Origin of the sequence: Paraburkholderia phytofirmans OLGA172, assembly GCF_001634365.1 — a bacterium.
Classification (GTDB): domain Bacteria; phylum Pseudomonadota; class Gammaproteobacteria; order Burkholderiales; family Burkholderiaceae; genus Paraburkholderia.
Genome location: NZ_CP014578.1, coordinates 352,010 through 366,542, shown reverse-complemented (window position 1 = coordinate 366,542; position 14,533 = coordinate 352,010). Strand labels below are relative to the sequence as shown.

The window sequence follows — 14,533 nt, the reverse complement described above, 5'->3', positions numbered from 1 at the left end:
GCTCTTTCCAGTAAGCTGTTCAAGCAGCAGCCCAGAAGAGTGACTCATGTAGTCACTCTTCGACTTCCTCTCGTCTGCAAACCTTGTGCTGTGCGGCAATCCGTTCAGGGCGCATATCACGTGGCACGTGCGCCCGCCGTTACATGAACGCTGGTCCTCTACAGCGAGTAGCCAATGATACGTTTTGCTGACTACTTCGCGCGCATCCTTCAACTGAAGGATGCGCTGCGTGATGGTTCGTCACTGCCTGCGCTCGATCCGCTTGAAGTGCGGATTATCGAATTTGTTGCCTGCACAACACACACCAACGAACGTTTGTCGGTGCGGAACGTCATGGCGCAGCGCGAGCCTGGTTCACCCGCTACGCTTTACGCCCGCATCACTTCCGTGTGCGAAAAGGGCTGGATTCAACTCAGCGATACCGAAGATGGCCGCCGCAAACAGATCAAACTCGCACCAGTCGCCCTCCATCATTTCGACATGCTGTTTGACTGCCTCATAAAGGCTATGAGCAGCAAGTAGACTGCCTGTTATATGATGTGGCGTGCTGACTGATTGTTATATGCCCTGTTTAAGGCCAGTTGAATGTTGAACATGCCGTTTGACATACGGGAACTGCTCCGCTGTTTCGGCAACAACGCCAAAATTCCCTTTATCGTATACAGCATGATCAGCGCGCCCGTCAGGTCGCCCACAAACATGCTGAAGAAGCTCTCGAACCAGTCCTTCGTCGTACCGGTCAGCGCAAACCACAAGTGATGGAACAGCGGATTTGCTATCGAATAGGCGACAGCCAGAACAAGAAGCCGCTTCGGGGTAAGGTTAGTCAGTGATGCACGCAGATCGTAATACTCAAGCGCAAACCGGTAGACCAGATACGGCGCCAGAGATCCAAGGAAAGCGCCCGCGATGGCGCGCACCGGGTCATGCGGAAACCAGTAAAGAAAATCGGTAATCAGACCGGCAAGCAGCAGGCCGATTGCACCATCGAACCCAACCAGCAACGTACTGAGAAGCCGAACACCGGACGGCAGGAAAATCCAGTTTATGCCTCGAACGAAAGACGTGTGAGTGAACACCTCCTGGTTTATCCACAGCGACACCAAAAACGCGATCAGAGTCCCAGTGATCGACCAGAAATGCAAACGTAAGCTGGACATTGCGGTAAACTACCCTTCCATGTTTATTATCGAGCGGATCATAACGCGCCTGCATGCCGTCCCGCGAGCGCCTATCTTCAACAGCCTATTCTCAACAGTGCGTAAGCAATGACACGTCCTGCTGATATCTATCTGCGATTCCTGCAGCTGACCGAAGCACTACGTGGTCTGCCTTCGCTTCCTGCACTTGATCCGCTAGAAGAAAAAATCCTCGAATTCGTTGCTCGCGTGATGCAGAAAAACGACCGGCTTTCCGTCCGGGACATGATGGCTCAAAGCGAGCTCGGCTCACCTGCGACGCTTCACGCCCGCATCACGTCGATGCGCGAAAAAGGCTGGCTAATACTCAGCGATACCGAGGACGCGCGTCGCAAGCAGATCGAACTTACCCCGGCTGCGCTTCGGCACTTCGACAAGCTCGCCGAAGCCTTCGCCAAAGCTGCGAAAGGCGCCTGAACAGCCTTCCCTTTGTCGGTCGAGCCGACAGTTCGGGTTCCGAGGCGCCTGATTCCGCAAGAGCCACCCCGTTCGCATTCACGCACAGTCAGAAGAAATTGCGCAGACCAATTGCGACACCCGTCTGGTTGCTGCGTCCTGGCAATTCAACCGTCGCCGCGCCGCTCACCCTATTAAAATCGACGGTGCCATAGACCTCCGTCCGCTTCGACAGTGAATACTCGGCCAGCGCTACCACGGTGTAGCGGGTGCCAGTGCCAGGCGCGTCATCGGCGGTTGCTGCGTTGCGCATGTGATCGTAATAAAACGCGCAGGTCAGCAATAGTGGGCCGCTCACCTGCCACGCCGCACCTGCAAACGGGCCATCGTCAATGCGATCGGTCTTCTTCAACTGGCCAATGTCGGCAATCGGTTGCTCTGCAAGCAGAGTATCGACAAGGCCAGTATTGTCCTGCGAATGCAGATAACCAAGATAGATTTTCGCCTTGCTGAACGCATAGGCAATATCCGCGTTGTAGACGGTCTGCTTGTTGTTCGAGTTGTCGCTCGTTTGCTGCACACCGGCGGCGACGCTGACAGGGCCAGTAACATACGATGCGATGAAGCCGAACATGCTGCCTGCACCAAGGTGGCCCGGAACCTCGCCCGAGAAACCGTCTGCGCCATTCGACTCGTAGTTGCTGCCGAACGAGTAAATCGCCCCGACCTCCAGGCCGCCGAACTGACCGTCGTACTTGATCGAGTTATCGGCGGATAACCCCGCACCAAGTGCGAACGGCAACCACGAATTTTCAGGGTAGTTCGCGTAAGTCAGCGGATCGTATGTGCTGACGAGCTTGTCAAACAGTGGCGTATTCTGGCGACCGAATGTCAGCGTACCGTATCGGCTGGCTAGACCAACATATGCTTCGCTGCCGAACAGCCGCCCGCTATCGCTGAGGGTGCCGTCCTGCGGATTGACATTGCTTTCCAGTTGGAAGACCGCTTTCAGTCCACCGCCAAGATCTTCCGTACCACGCAATCCAACGTGGCTGTTAATTACTGCCCCGTTAGCCATGAACAGCTTGTTATCGTTCTGCGCGTCGGCATTTGTCAAATAACGGATGCCAAGATCAGTCATGCCGTAAAGCGTAACCGAACTTTGGGCCGAAGCGCCCTGGCAAGCCAACGCCGATGCAATGCCGCTAACCGCAGCAGCAATCCCCATGTTTCTCAAGTGCAATCCCCGCGATTTCTGATCAGGCCGCTGGACGATGGTGCGGCTAGCGTGCAGCGCGCGAGATCATAACCCAGGCAGGCCATCGAGAAACAAAGGACGGGTTCATGCATTTAACGGCGACGTCTCGGTTCGCCGAACCATGCAATCATGGGTTGCAAGACCTGCTGTCCCACGCTCGCACAGCAACATGTCGATTTAGCCAGTTACGGTTGTCCCGCCGAAGCACCCTCATTCGGATCCAGCGAAGCAACCTTCTCCGTCAGCCATTTTTCGACCGACGGGAACACGAACTTGCTGACGTCGCCGCCCAATTGCGCGATTTCACGCACGATGGTGCCGGAGATGAACTGGTACTGATCGGACGGCGTCATGAACATGGTTTCGACGTCCGGCAGCAGATAGCGGTTCATTCCGGCCATCTGGAACTCATATTCGAAATCCGAGACGGCACGCAGGCCACGCACGATCACCCGAGCGTTATTGCTGCGGACAAAGTCTTTCAATAGCCCTTTGAAGCTCATCACCTTAACGTTCGGGTAGTGCCCGAGCACTTCATGAGCGATGTCGAGACGCTCTTTCAACGTGAAGAACGGCTTCTTGTTGCGGCTGTCGGCAACCCCCACCACCAGCGTGTCGAAAATGCTCGACGCGCGTCGAACGAGGTCTTCGTGACCGCGCGTCAGCGGGTCGAACGTGCCCGGGTACACGGCGACTACCATGAGACTTCTCCTCTTTTCAGACAAATTGGCACGTTAAAGCGTCCACGCGACGCATTTGGCACCGACCGCATGCGTGACGGTAACCCGCCCGATGCTTGTTTTGGAACGCGCATTATTCCTTATTTTCGCGCTGCAGCAAATGAAAGTGGACGGCACCTGCTTTGCCTTGCCGCACGATTTCCCAACCGGCTAGCGTCTCGTTCCCTTCGAGCTCGAGCGCAACGCCCGCCTCCACATACAGAAAACCTTCCGGACTCAGCAGCGGCACGGCCAGGGCGAGCGCCTTGCCGAGCAGATCGTCGCCGAACGGCGGATCGAGGAAAACTACGTCGAACGATCCCGGCGCGAGACTCGCCGCGAGGCGCAAGCCGTCGGCTTCCGCGATTTCGATGGTACGCGCCGAGAGGCGTTCCTGGTTCGCGCGCAGCTGGCTGGCCGCCTTCGCGCTGCGCTCGACCATCAACACCCGCGCCGCGCCGCGCGAGGCGGCCTCGAAGCCGAGCGCGCCGCTGCCGGCGAACAGATCGAGGCAGCGTTGGCCGTCCAGCCGTTGGCCGAGCCAGTTGAACAGCGTTTCGCGCACGCGGTCGGGCGTGGGGCGCAGGCCGTCGAGGTCAAGCACGGGCAGCGGCGTGCGCTTCCAGTCGCCGCCAATGATACGGATGGCGTGCGCCTTGCCGCTTTTGGACGAAGCGCCATGGGCGCGTGAAGGAGCAGAACGGGGCATGCAGTTTCGAATACGTTATAGGGACGCCCACGACGCCGATGCGTGTGGGCTGGAGGGCCAACGTTACCACAGGGGCGCGCGGCGTCCAGCCTGGCCGTTCGGCCAATACGACGGGTGGCGGCGCGCCTGATAAAATGTGCGGCTTCCAGCGCCTTGCATCCCGCATCGCAACGCTGCCTGCCGCTCCCACGGGCTTGCCCCGGCTGCGCGCATCGGCGGGCGCTCTCACCACGCCAGATCATGTTCAGCTTTTTCAAACGATTCAAGGGTTCGAAAGAGTCCGATAACGCGCCAGAAGAATCGCAGACCGCGCCGCAAGCTCTGGCGCCCGAACACGCCGTAGAGGCGCCGCCGTCAGCGCCCGTCGCGCCGCTAGCGCCGCAGCCGGCTGCTCCGGTTGGCGCCGATACGCAGCCGGCTGCTGTGTCCATCAGTGCGCCCGAACCCGAAGCAGCCGCGCTCGAAACCGTCGAAATCGTCCCGCCGCCTACGCAGGACGCGAGCGCCAAGCGCTCGTGGCTCACTCGCCTGAAAACCGGCCTGTCGAAAACGAGTTCGAGCCTGACCGGCATTTTCATCGGCACGAAGATCGACGAGGATTTGTACGAGGAACTCGAAACCGCACTGCTGATGTCGGATGCGGGCGTCGAAGCCACCGAGTTCCTGCTCGAATCGCTGCGCGAGAAAGTGCGCACCGAGCGCCTCACCGATCCTCAGCAGGTGAAAGCGGCACTGCGCACGCTGCTGATCGACCTGCTCAAGCCGCTGGAAAAATCGCTGATGCTCGGCCGCGCGCAGCCGCTGGTCATGATGATCGCGGGCGTCAACGGTGCGGGCAAAACCACCAGCATCGGCAAGCTCGCCAAGCATCTGCAGAGCTTCGATCAGTCGGTGCTGCTGGCTGCGGGCGACACCTTCCGCGCCGCCGCGCGCGAGCAACTCGGAATCTGGGGCCAGCGCAACAACGTAACGGTGGTGTCGCAGGAAAGCGGCGACCCGGCCGCCGTGATTTTCGACGCGGTTGGCGCCGCGCGTGCGCGCAAGATCGACGTGATGATGGCGGACACGGCCGGCCGTCTGCCGACCCAGCTGCACCTGATGGAAGAACTGCGCAAGGTGAAGCGCGTGATCGGCAAGGCGCAAGACGGCGCACCGCATGAGGTGCTGCTGGTGATCGACGCGAACACCGGCCAGAATGCCCTCGCGCAAGTGAAAGCCTTCGACGACGCACTGGGTCTCACCGGTCTGATCGTCACCAAGCTCGACGGCACAGCGAAGGGGGGCATTCTCGCGGCGATTGCGCGTCAGCGTCCGATCCCGGTGTACTTCATCGGCGTCGGCGAAAAGGTGGAAGACTTGCAACCTTTCAGCGCGGAAGAGTTTTCGGACGCCTTGCTGGGCGGTTGAATACAACAGCGTTCAACAACGTCGGTCGCGGAACAATCAAAAAGGGCGCTCTTACGGGCGCCCTTTTTTCATTCAAACCACAGCATCATTCCGCGTCGGGCTGAACCCCGGGCGCCGCGCGAGCGAACGCATCGAGTTGCATCGCGTGATCGTAGATGCGCTGAATCGTCGGAAACTTCGCCGTGTCGACCTTGAAGCGCTGCGCGTTGAACACTTGCGGAATCAGACATGCGTCGGCTAACGTCGGGGTATCGCCGAAGCACAGCTTGCCGGTGCGCGAATCGCCCGCCAGATGCGCCTCGACCGTCGTAAAACCCGCTTCGACCCAATGCTTGTACCACGCGTCTTTCGCGTCGTCATCGACACACAGCGTGTGTTTCAGGTACTTCAGCACGCGCAGGTTGTTCAGCGGATGAATCTCGCACGCCACCTGCAACGCCACCGCGCGCACATACGCGCGCTCGGCCGGCGTCCCGGGCAATAGCGGCGGCTCCGGATGCGTTTCCTCCAGATACTCGATGATCGCGAGCGACTGCGGTATCAGTTCGTTGCCGTCGACTAACGTGGGCACGATGCCGTCCAGATTCACCTTGCGGTACTCGGGCTTCAGCTGCTCGCCGCCGTCGCGCACGAGGTGCACCGGTACATAGTCGTACGGCAGGTTCTTCAAGTTCAGCGCAATGCGCACGCGATAAGACGACGAGCTACGAAAATAGCTGTAAAGCTTCATGTTGTGTGTCTCCTTCGACCGCTCTTCAGACGACGCGTACGCTGAGCTCGCCGAGCCCGTCCACGCCGCCCTTCATCAGGTCGCCCTGTACCACGGCGCCGACGCCTTCCGGCGTGCCGGTGAAAATCAGGTCGCCCGGTTTCAGTTCGAACAGCGTCGACAGATAGGCGACCGTCTCGGCAACCGACCAGATCAGTTGCGACACGTCCGAGTGCTGTTTTTCCTCGCCGTTCACCGACAACCAGATTGCACCCTTGCCGACATGGCCGACCTTCGTAACCGGATGAATCGGGCCGAGCGGCGCCGAGTGATCGAAACCCTTCGCGGTATCCCACGGACGGCCCAGCTTCTTCGCTTCGGCCTGCAGATCGCGGCGCGTCATGTCGAGACCGAGGGCATAGCCGTACACGTGGTCGAGCGCGCTTTCGGCCGGAATGTTCTTGCCGCCTTTGCTGATCGCCGCCACCAGTTCCATCTCGAAGTGGACGTTCTTCGATTGCGGCGGATACGGGAATTCGCCGGTCGCGCCAGGCGCCACATACAGCACGGCGTCGGCCGGCTTGGTAAAGAAGAACGGCGGTTCGCGGTCGGGATCGTGCCCCATCTCGCGCGCGTGCGCCTCGTAGTTGCGGCCCACACAGTAGATGCGACGCACCGCGAACTGCTCGCTGGACCCCACGACCGGCACCGCGACTACCGGTGCTGGTGCAAATACGTAACTCATCCCGTTCTCCGTTTTTTGAATTGAACCGCGCCCGCGCGGCAATGAAACAGCGAGTGTAACGCGCAGCAAAGCGCGGCGCAGCCGATCGGCACGGGCGCGCGCGATCCGGTGGCCCCGGCGCATCGTCGCGCTGGATCGCCGGATCGCCGGATCGCCGGATCACTGGATCGCCGGATCGCCGGACCACCGGACCACCGGACCACCGGACCACCGGATCGCCATAGATGCGATACTCACACCAAATAGCGTCCTTTGAATACCGTGACCGACCGCCCAACGGCGGCACGCCACCCGTCCCACTGCGCCCGATGACTGACTCCGCCGACACCGCCAATCCGTTCCCCTGTGCCCGCTATATCAAGGAAATCGGCCGCGGCCCGAACGGCGCGCGCGCCCTGACCGCCGAGGACACGCGCGTGCTCTACACCGCGATGCTCGACGGCCGCGTGGCCGATCTCGAACTCGGCGCCGTGCTGCTCGCGTATCGCGTGAAAGGCGAAACCGCCGACGAACTCGCCGCCATGCTGGCCGGCGCGCATGCGTCGTTCGAACCGATTCATTTGCCGCACGCGGCGTTCCGGCCCGTATCGATACCCACGTATAACGGCGCGCGCAAACAGCCCAACCTGGTGCCGCTGCTTGCGCTTCTGCTGGCGCGCGAGGGTGTGCCGGTGCTGGTGCATGGCGTCACCGAAGATCCGGGCCGCGTGACGAGCGCCGAAATTTTCACGCATCTGCAGATCCCGCACGCGCAATCGCACGCCGATATCGAAGACGGTCTCGCCGAACGACGTCTCGCGTTCGCGCCGGTCGACGTCCTCGCACCGAAGCTGGCGCACCTTCTTTCGCTACGCCGGCGGATGGGCGTGCGCAATTCAACGCATACGCTCGTGAAAATCCTGCAACCGTTCGCGCCCGCGGGGCTGCGGCTCGTGAACTACACGCATCCGCCGTATCGTGACAGTCTCACGCAGCTGTTCAACACGCACCCGGACGCCGCAGCGGGCGGCGCCTTGCTCGCACGCGGCACCGAAGGCGAAGCGGTGGCCGACACGCGGCGCCAGGTGCAAGTGGATTGGCTGCACGATGGCGTCTGCGAGACGCGCGTGCCGCACGAGCGCTCGTCGCCCGGCGCGCCTGAAGTCGACTTGCCCGAAGCTCGCGACGCCGCCACCACGGCCGCGTGGATCGGTGCCGTGCTGCGCGGCGAAGCGCCCGTGCCGAGTGCGATTGAACGGCAAGTGGAATTGATCGTGGATGTCGCGAAAACGCCCGTGTGACGTGCGCGGCGCATGGCCGAGCGCTACAACCAGATTCCGGTGCATCCGCGGCATCCGTGTGCCGGTGATGCGGCGAAGCGGCCGGTGCGGAGCGATGAGGAACTGCAGCGCGTAGCTGCTTGAGTGCTCACAAGGCGCTCACCGATCGCGACTAGCGAAACGGAGTGAACTCAAAAGGCTCACTCGATCGCGCAACGCGTCGCCTGCCAGGCGATCAGACGCCATCGCCCGTCTTCCTGTGTATGAATCGCCGTGTACGCAATCGGAAACAGGAGCGCCCCGTTGTTCGCTTCCATTTCGATCAACGCGCGCCCGGTGACGACGCAGGTCTCACGCCCCACCGGCAGCACCTCTTGCGACTGCACTTCGATCTGCCGATAGCGGCGGCGCCCGGCGGTAATGCCGTCGATGAACTGCCGCTTCGTTTCACGCTTGCCGTTCGTATGGACATAGCTCACGTTGTCCGCGAGCAGCCTATCGAGCGACTGCCCGTCGCCGTCGACCATTGCACGAAAGCGCTCACGCTCGAGCCCGCGAATCGCTTCGATTATCTTTGCCGCCATTGCTCAGCCCCTTGCACCGATGAGCCGAACGTGGCCACGGTCGTCAGAAGTTATATTGCAAATATAGCTGGTGGAAATTTATACCAGGATTCGGCTCTTTGATACCGCCATTGGAAATATGCTGGAAGCGGTAGCCCGCCTCGTACTGCTGGTGACTGCCGAATTGCAGGCCGACTCCCGCCATGGGGGCGAACTGGAACGCGGTCGCGAGCGTGAGGTCAGTGGAGATTCTCGGACTCGACAGAAGGCGGATACCGACGCCCGCTTCGATGTAAGGGCGAATCGCCCCCGCTCCGTCGATGAAGCGAATGATCGGCGTCACACCGATCTCGCCGATGTTCTCGTGCACATTCCCTTCGTCGGTATGCCACCAGGCCACGTGCGCCTCGCCGATCAGCGAAAAGTGCCAGTCGCCGATCTGCCACCACGTCAGATTCGGATCCCAGACCAGGCCGAGATCGAGCTTTTTAATGTGGTGATCTCCCAGACCGCCGGCGATCTGCACGCCGAACTGGTCAGCTGCGGCCAGTCCCGAAGCGCCAAACAGAATAGCCGCCGAAGCGCCTTTTAGAGCCAGACCACGCAGAACGTTTTTTTTGTTGTTCATCGAACACCCGAGCTAGTCGAACGTTGATTACCTTCGCATTGTTCTTCTATTCTAAAGTCAATCCTGACCCTATGAATCATCTGACGAAACTTAAATTTCCGCAATTAGTCACTTCGATTTTACAAAATGCTGACTACTTATAAGAACGGCGGCGCTTCGCCAGGTAAATTCTACGGCCCATACACTGTCGGCCGCAGTCTCGATACATAGCTATCGAAACCAGAATTTCAATAGGAAAATGCGGAACTTGGATGCCCCTACACCTTCTAAGTATTAGCACTCAGCAAATCAGAGTGCTAACATCCAACGCTGGAGTCGTTAACTGAATACGCTTTTGTCTGATTCCAAAGGAGTTTCCTACGTGAGCCATGCAATGACCCTTCCGAGTACTTTGAGCCCGTCTTCGGCTAAGGCCGCTTCGGCAGGTGCACTGGCGCTCTCGCATTCCTCGCTGCTGCCCGGCCAACTGGGCAATATCGACGCCTACATCCAGGCCGTAAATCGGATTCCGATGCTGACGCCGGCAGAAGAACGCCAGTTCGCCACCGAATTTCGCGAGCAGGACAACCTCGGGTCCGCGCGCCGCCTCGTCCTGTCGCACCTGCGGCTGGTCGTCTCGATCGCGCGCAATTACCTCGGTTATGGCCTGCCGCACGCCGACCTGATCCAGGAAGGCAATATCGGCCTGATGAAGGCCGTGAAGCGCTTCGATCCGGAGCAGAACGTACGGCTCGTGTCGTACGCCATGCACTGGATCAAGGCTGAGATCCACGAATACATTCTGCGCAACTGGCGGATGGTGAAAGTCGCCACCACCAAAGCGCAGCGCAAGCTGTTCTTCAACCTGCGCAGCCACAAGCAGGGGCTGGGCGCATTCACGCCGGACGAGATCGAAGGTCTCGCCCAGGAGTTGAACGTGAAGCGTGAAGAAGTGGCTGAAATGGAAACGCGCTTGTCCGGCGGCGATATTGCGCTGGAGGGCCAGGTCGAAGACGGCGAAGAGTCGTACGCGCCGATCGCCTACCTCGCCGACTCGCATAGCGAGCCGACTGCCGTGCTGGCTTCGCGTCAGCGCGACAAGCTGCAAAGCGACGGTATTGCGAGTGCGCTGGATGCGCTGGATGCCCGCAGCCGCCGCATCATCGAGGCACGCTGGCTGAAGGTGGAAGACGACGGTTCGGGTGGCTCGACACTGCACGAACTGGCCGACGAATTCGGCGTGTCGGCCGAACGTATTCGTCAGATCGAAGCGAGCGCAATGAAGAAAATGCGCGGCGCGTTGGCCGAATATGCCTAAGGCTTAAAACCCTTTAGTTGTGCCGGCTCGTCCGGCGCGCAGTTGTATGGCTGCAGAGCCCTGCCCTCGCAAGAAGGCAGGGCTTTTTTGTGCCCGCTCGACGATGCATGCGCTCAATCGCACACGCATGCACACGCGCACGCACTCAAGAACATGTCCACCAAGCACGCGTTTCTTGACGTATCACAAACCTCGTAGCGATACTGTCCGCGCGTGGTGACGTTCGCGACCCAATGCCGCAGCGCCGAACTAACGCGCGCAAGGTCCTTGCTTCTAGAATCGGGATGCACTCGCCAGACCGCTGAAACGGCCTGGATCCAGCCGGTTAACCCGGTGTGAAGTCGCCTTCGACCGATCATGACCATAGCCCTGAATCGCCATAGCAACCCTCGCTCGAGCCTGCGCAAACGGCTCGCCGCCTGGGTGCGCGGTCCGACGCTGGCGCGCGATATTGCCATCGTCCTCACCATCAAATTCGCACTGCTGATGGTGCTCAAATACGCGTTCTTCAACCATCCGCAGGCGGAGCATATGTCGCTGCCGCCTGAACAAGTCGCGCAGGCACTGCTGTCCGTGCCTGCCTCGCATCAGTCCCAAGGTGATCAACATGCCCGTTAGCGAAGTCGTAGAACTGTCGCGCCTCCAGTTCGCCATCACGGCGCTTTATCACTTTCTGTTCGTGCCGCTCACGCTCGGTCTGTCCTGGCTGCTCGTCATCATGGAGTCCGTTTATGTGATGACCGGCAAGCAGATCTACAAAGACATGACCCAGTTCTGGGGCAAGCTGTTCGGCATCAATTTTGCGATGGGCGTCACCACCGGTCTCACGCTGGAATTCCAGTTCGGCACCAACTGGTCGTACTACTCGCACTATGTCGGCGACATTTTCGGCGTGCCGCTGGCCGTTGAAGGTTTGATGGCGTTCTTCCTCGAGTCGACCTTCGTCGGCCTGTTTTTCTTCGGATGGAAGCGGCTCTCGAGAGTGCAGCACGTGATCGTCACGTTCCTCGTCGCACTCGGTTCGAACCTGTCGGCGCTGTGGATTCTGGTGGCCAACGGCTGGATGAACAATCCGGTCGGCGCCACCTTCAACTATCAGACCATGCGCATGGAACTCGACAGCATCTTCTCGGTGCTGTTCAACCCCGTCGCGCAGGTAAAGTTCGTGCACACCGTATCGGCCGGTTATGTGACGGCTTCAATGTTCGTGCTCGGTGTGTCGTCGTGGTATCTGCTGAAGCGCCGCGACACCGAATTCGCCTTGCGCTCGTTCGCCATTGCCGCGGGCTTCGGTCTGGCGTCGACGTTGTGCGTGATCGTGCTCGGCGACGAGTCCGGCTACCGCACCGGCGAAGTTCAGCAGGTCAAGCTGGCTGCCATCGAATCCGAATGGGAAACGGCGCCCGCACCCGCACCGTTCACGATCATCGGCATTCCGAACCAGAAGGAAGAGCGCACCGACTATGCGATCCGCATTCCGTATGCGCTCGGCCTCATCGCCACGCGCTCGATCGACGAACCGGTGGTCGGCCTGAAAGACCTGATGGCGCAGAACGAAGTGCGCATCAAGAACGGCATGCTCGCCTACGCCGCACTGCAAAAGCTGAAGCTAGGCGACGCCACGGACGAAGCCAAAGCCGCCTTCGACGCACACAAGCAGGATCTCGGCTACGGCCTGATGCTCAAGCAGTTCACCCCGAACGTCACCGATGCCACGCCAGATCAGATTGCGCAGGCCGCCAAGAAGACGATTCCGCCGGTGGCGCCCGTGTTCTTCTCGTTCCGCCTGATGGTTGGCCTCGGCATCCTGTTCCTTGCGACCTTCGTGCTGGCGTTCTGGTTCTGCGCGCAGCGCTCCCTGCTGCTGGAGAAGCGCCGCTGGTTCCTGCGCTGGGCCGTATGGGCGATTCCGTTGCCGTGGCTCGCTGCCGAATTCGGCTGGATCGTCGCTGAAGTCGGCCGTCAACCGTGGACCATTGCCGGCATTCTGCCGACCGCATTGTCCGCCTCGAGCCTGACGCCAGGCGATCTCTACCTGAGCATTGCCGGCTTCGTCGTGTTCTACACGGTGCTGTTCATCATCGAAATCATGCTGATGTTCAAGTACGCGCGACTCGGACCTTCGTCGCTGCACACCGGGCGCTATCACCACGAACAGCCGCTGAATCAGCCGCTGCCGACCAACACGGTCGCATGATTCGCCGCCACTCTGTTCCAAGGGAAAGTTCATCATGGATTACGCAACCCTCAAACTGATCTGGTGGGTGTTGATCGGCGTGCTGCTGATCGGCTTCGCGCTCACCGACGGCTTCGACATGGGCGCGGCGATTCTGCTGCCGTTCATCGCAAGGACCGACGCGGAGCGGCGCATCGTCGTGAACACGGTCGGCGCGACGTGGGAAGGCAATCAGGTGTGGCTCATCACAGCGGGCGGCGCGATGTTCGCCGCGTGGCCGCTGGTGTACGCCGCATCGTTCTCCGGCTTCTACTTCGCGATGCTGCTGGTGCTGTTCTCACTGTTCTTCCGGCCAGTCGGCTTCGACTACCGCAGCAAACGTGAAGACCCGCGCTGGCGCAACGCGTGGGATTGGGCGCTGTTTGTCGGTGGCTTCGTACCGGCGCTGGTGTTCGGCGTGGCGTTCGGCAACCTGCTGCAAGGCGTGCCGTTCTCGTTCGACACCGATCTGCGCGTCACATATCACGGCAGTTTCTTCGCGCTGCTCAACCCGTTCGCCGTGCTGTGCGGGCTGGTTAGCGTGTCGATGCTGGCCGCGCACGGCGCAGCCTTCGTGAAGATGAAAGCGGACGACATCGTCGCCGAGCGTGCTTCGCTGGCGCTGCGGATTGCTTCGTTCGCCACCGTGGTGCTGTTCCTGCTTGCCGGCGCACTGATCGCCACGATGATCGGCGGCTACCAGATCGTCGACGCCGCGCCGCTCGACACGGTTGCCAATCCGTTGCTGAAGAACGTGATCGGCGCACCCGGTCTTTGGCTCACCAACTACGCGAACTATCCGTGGATGGTGAGCGCGCCGGCGGCCGGCCTCGTCGGCGGCGTACTCGCCTTGTTGCTGGCGCGCTCGCGCTTTGAAAAGAGCGCCTTCCTGTCGACCTCGCTGATGGTCATCGGCGTGATTCTGACGGCGGGCTTCTCGATGTTCCCGTTCATCATGCCCTCCTCGCTCGACGGCCGCAGCAGTCTCACCGTGTGGGATTCGACCTCGAGCCGCATGACGCTGCAGATCATGCTGATCGCCGTGATCATCTTCCTGCCGATCATCCTGATCTACACGAGCTGGGTGTATCGCGTGATGCGAGGCAAGGTGACCGCCGCGGCACTCGAAGAAAATCATCATTCGATGTATTGATCAGGAATACGATTAACAGGAGTTTGTGATGTGGTATTTCAGTTGGCTTCTCGGCATTGGCGTGGCTTTGGCGTTCGGCATCATTAACGTGATGTGGCTGGAATCGCGCCGGCCTTTAGAAGCGGGCAAGCAGAAGACGCGTTGATGCATCCGTTGCCGGCCGCGCGCCGTTAGGTCCAAGCCGGTAAACGCAAAAGCGGCACCTTGAATCAAGGTGCCGCTTTTGCGTTTACCGCGTCATCGGAAGATAAGCGCGGCAATGGAGCGGCGCTGGCC

Annotated in this window: 18 protein-coding genes; 9 read left to right on the top strand and 9 right to left on the bottom strand. The window is 60.4% G+C overall.

The annotated features are described in order from the left end of the window. Positions 1 to 174 precede the first annotated feature (174 nt). Positions 175 to 522, top strand: coding sequence for a hypothetical protein (locus AYM40_RS01630; RefSeq protein ID WP_063494683.1), 348 nt, complete (start codon positions 175 to 177; stop codon positions 520 to 522). A gap of 8 nt (positions 523 to 530) precedes the next feature. Here AYM40_RS01630 and AYM40_RS01625 read toward each other — a convergent pair whose 3' ends face one another. Continuing rightward, entirely contained in the window at positions 531 to 1,160 is a 630-nt protein-coding gene (locus AYM40_RS01625; protein WP_063494682.1) for a hypothetical protein, read from the bottom strand. 108 nt (positions 1,161 to 1,268) lie between these two features. Between AYM40_RS01625 and AYM40_RS01620 the strand changes: the two genes are divergently transcribed. Then, positions 1,269 to 1,616: a hypothetical protein gene (locus AYM40_RS01620; protein ID WP_063494681.1), complete on the top strand. Its 348-nt coding sequence runs from the start codon at positions 1,269 to 1,271 to the stop codon at positions 1,614 to 1,616. Between the two features lie 88 nt (positions 1,617 to 1,704). On the opposite strand, the gene AYM40_RS01615 is transcribed toward AYM40_RS01620, so the two are convergent. The 3 genes from AYM40_RS01615 to rsmD form a co-directional block, all read right to left on the bottom strand. Beyond that, complete coding sequence (locus AYM40_RS01615; RefSeq protein WP_063494680.1) at positions 1,705 to 2,823, bottom strand: porin; 1,119 nt, start codon at positions 2,821 to 2,823, stop codon at positions 1,705 to 1,707. A 215-nt stretch (positions 2,824 to 3,038) separates the two neighbouring features. Beyond that, positions 3,039 to 3,554 (bottom strand): pantetheine-phosphate adenylyltransferase, encoded by a 516-nt coding sequence (coaD, locus tag AYM40_RS01610; protein ID WP_063494679.1) that lies wholly within the window; start codon positions 3,552 to 3,554, stop codon positions 3,039 to 3,041. A 112-nt stretch (positions 3,555 to 3,666) separates the two neighbouring features. Next, positions 3,667 to 4,281, bottom strand: coding sequence for a 16S rRNA (guanine(966)-N(2))-methyltransferase RsmD (rsmD, locus tag AYM40_RS01605; protein ID WP_063494678.1), 615 nt, complete (start codon positions 4,279 to 4,281; stop codon positions 3,667 to 3,669). 240 nt (positions 4,282 to 4,521) lie between these two features. Here rsmD and ftsY point away from each other — a divergent pair, with 240 nt between their 5' ends. Continuing rightward, positions 4,522 to 5,688 (top strand): signal recognition particle-docking protein FtsY, encoded by a 1,167-nt coding sequence (gene ftsY, locus AYM40_RS01600; protein WP_063494677.1) that lies wholly within the window; start codon positions 4,522 to 4,524, stop codon positions 5,686 to 5,688. A gap of 85 nt (positions 5,689 to 5,773) precedes the next feature. On the opposite strand, the gene maiA is transcribed toward ftsY, so the two are convergent. Next, complete coding sequence (maiA, locus tag AYM40_RS01595) at positions 5,774 to 6,418, bottom strand: maleylacetoacetate isomerase (RefSeq protein ID WP_063494676.1); 645 nt, start codon at positions 6,416 to 6,418, stop codon at positions 5,774 to 5,776. A 25-nt stretch (positions 6,419 to 6,443) separates the two neighbouring features. Beyond that, positions 6,444 to 7,142, bottom strand: coding sequence for a fumarylacetoacetate hydrolase family protein (locus AYM40_RS01590; RefSeq protein WP_063497793.1), 699 nt, complete (start codon positions 7,140 to 7,142; stop codon positions 6,444 to 6,446). A 308-nt stretch (positions 7,143 to 7,450) separates the two neighbouring features. Between AYM40_RS01590 and ybiB the strand changes: the two genes are divergently transcribed. Continuing rightward, on the top strand, positions 7,451 to 8,422 hold the full coding sequence (gene ybiB / locus AYM40_RS01585; RefSeq protein ID WP_063494675.1) for a DNA-binding protein YbiB: 972 nt from the start codon (positions 7,451 to 7,453) through the stop codon (positions 8,420 to 8,422). 23 nt (positions 8,423 to 8,445) lie between these two features. On the opposite strand, the gene AYM40_RS43565 is transcribed toward ybiB, so the two are convergent. The 3 genes from AYM40_RS43565 to AYM40_RS01575 are packed head-to-tail and all read right to left on the bottom strand — an operon-like array spanning position 8,446 to position 9,592. After that, entirely contained in the window at positions 8,446 to 8,553 is a 108-nt protein-coding gene (locus AYM40_RS43565; RefSeq protein ID WP_158515225.1) for a zf-TFIIB domain-containing protein, read from the bottom strand. A gap of 48 nt (positions 8,554 to 8,601) precedes the next feature. Further along, complete coding sequence (locus AYM40_RS01580) at positions 8,602 to 8,985, bottom strand: nuclear transport factor 2 family protein (protein ID WP_063494674.1); 384 nt, start codon at positions 8,983 to 8,985, stop codon at positions 8,602 to 8,604. A 43-nt stretch (positions 8,986 to 9,028) separates the two neighbouring features. Next, a complete protein-coding gene (locus AYM40_RS01575) occupies positions 9,029 to 9,592 on the bottom strand; it encodes an acyloxyacyl hydrolase (RefSeq protein ID WP_063494673.1) in 564 nt (187 codons plus the stop codon). 361 nt (positions 9,593 to 9,953) lie between these two features. Here AYM40_RS01575 and rpoH point away from each other — a divergent pair, with 361 nt between their 5' ends. The 5 genes from rpoH (at position 9,954) to cydX (ending at position 14,402) form a co-directional block, all read left to right on the top strand. Further along, positions 9,954 to 10,889 (top strand): RNA polymerase sigma factor RpoH, encoded by a 936-nt coding sequence (gene rpoH, locus AYM40_RS01570; RefSeq protein ID WP_063494672.1) that lies wholly within the window; start codon positions 9,954 to 9,956, stop codon positions 10,887 to 10,889. 357 nt (positions 10,890 to 11,246) lie between these two features. Then, positions 11,247 to 11,507 carry a cytochrome oxidase putative small subunit CydP gene (cydP, locus tag AYM40_RS01565; protein ID WP_063494671.1) on the top strand — a complete coding sequence of 87 codons (261 nt, stop codon included), beginning with the start codon at positions 11,247 to 11,249 and terminating at the stop codon, positions 11,505 to 11,507. Further along, positions 11,497 to 13,086: a cytochrome ubiquinol oxidase subunit I gene (locus AYM40_RS01560; protein ID WP_063494670.1), complete on the top strand. Its 1,590-nt coding sequence runs from the start codon at positions 11,497 to 11,499 to the stop codon at positions 13,084 to 13,086. Before cydP ends, AYM40_RS01560 begins: the two co-directional genes overlap by 11 nt. A 34-nt stretch (positions 13,087 to 13,120) precedes the next feature. Further along, positions 13,121 to 14,257, top strand: a complete 1,137-nt coding sequence (gene cydB / locus AYM40_RS01555) for a cytochrome d ubiquinol oxidase subunit II (RefSeq protein ID WP_063494669.1) — start codon at positions 13,121 to 13,123, stop codon at positions 14,255 to 14,257. A gap of 28 nt (positions 14,258 to 14,285) precedes the next feature. After that, a complete protein-coding gene (gene cydX / locus AYM40_RS01550; protein ID WP_063494668.1) occupies positions 14,286 to 14,402 on the top strand; it encodes a cytochrome bd-I oxidase subunit CydX in 117 nt (38 codons plus the stop codon). Positions 14,403 to 14,533: the final 131 nt, after the last annotated feature.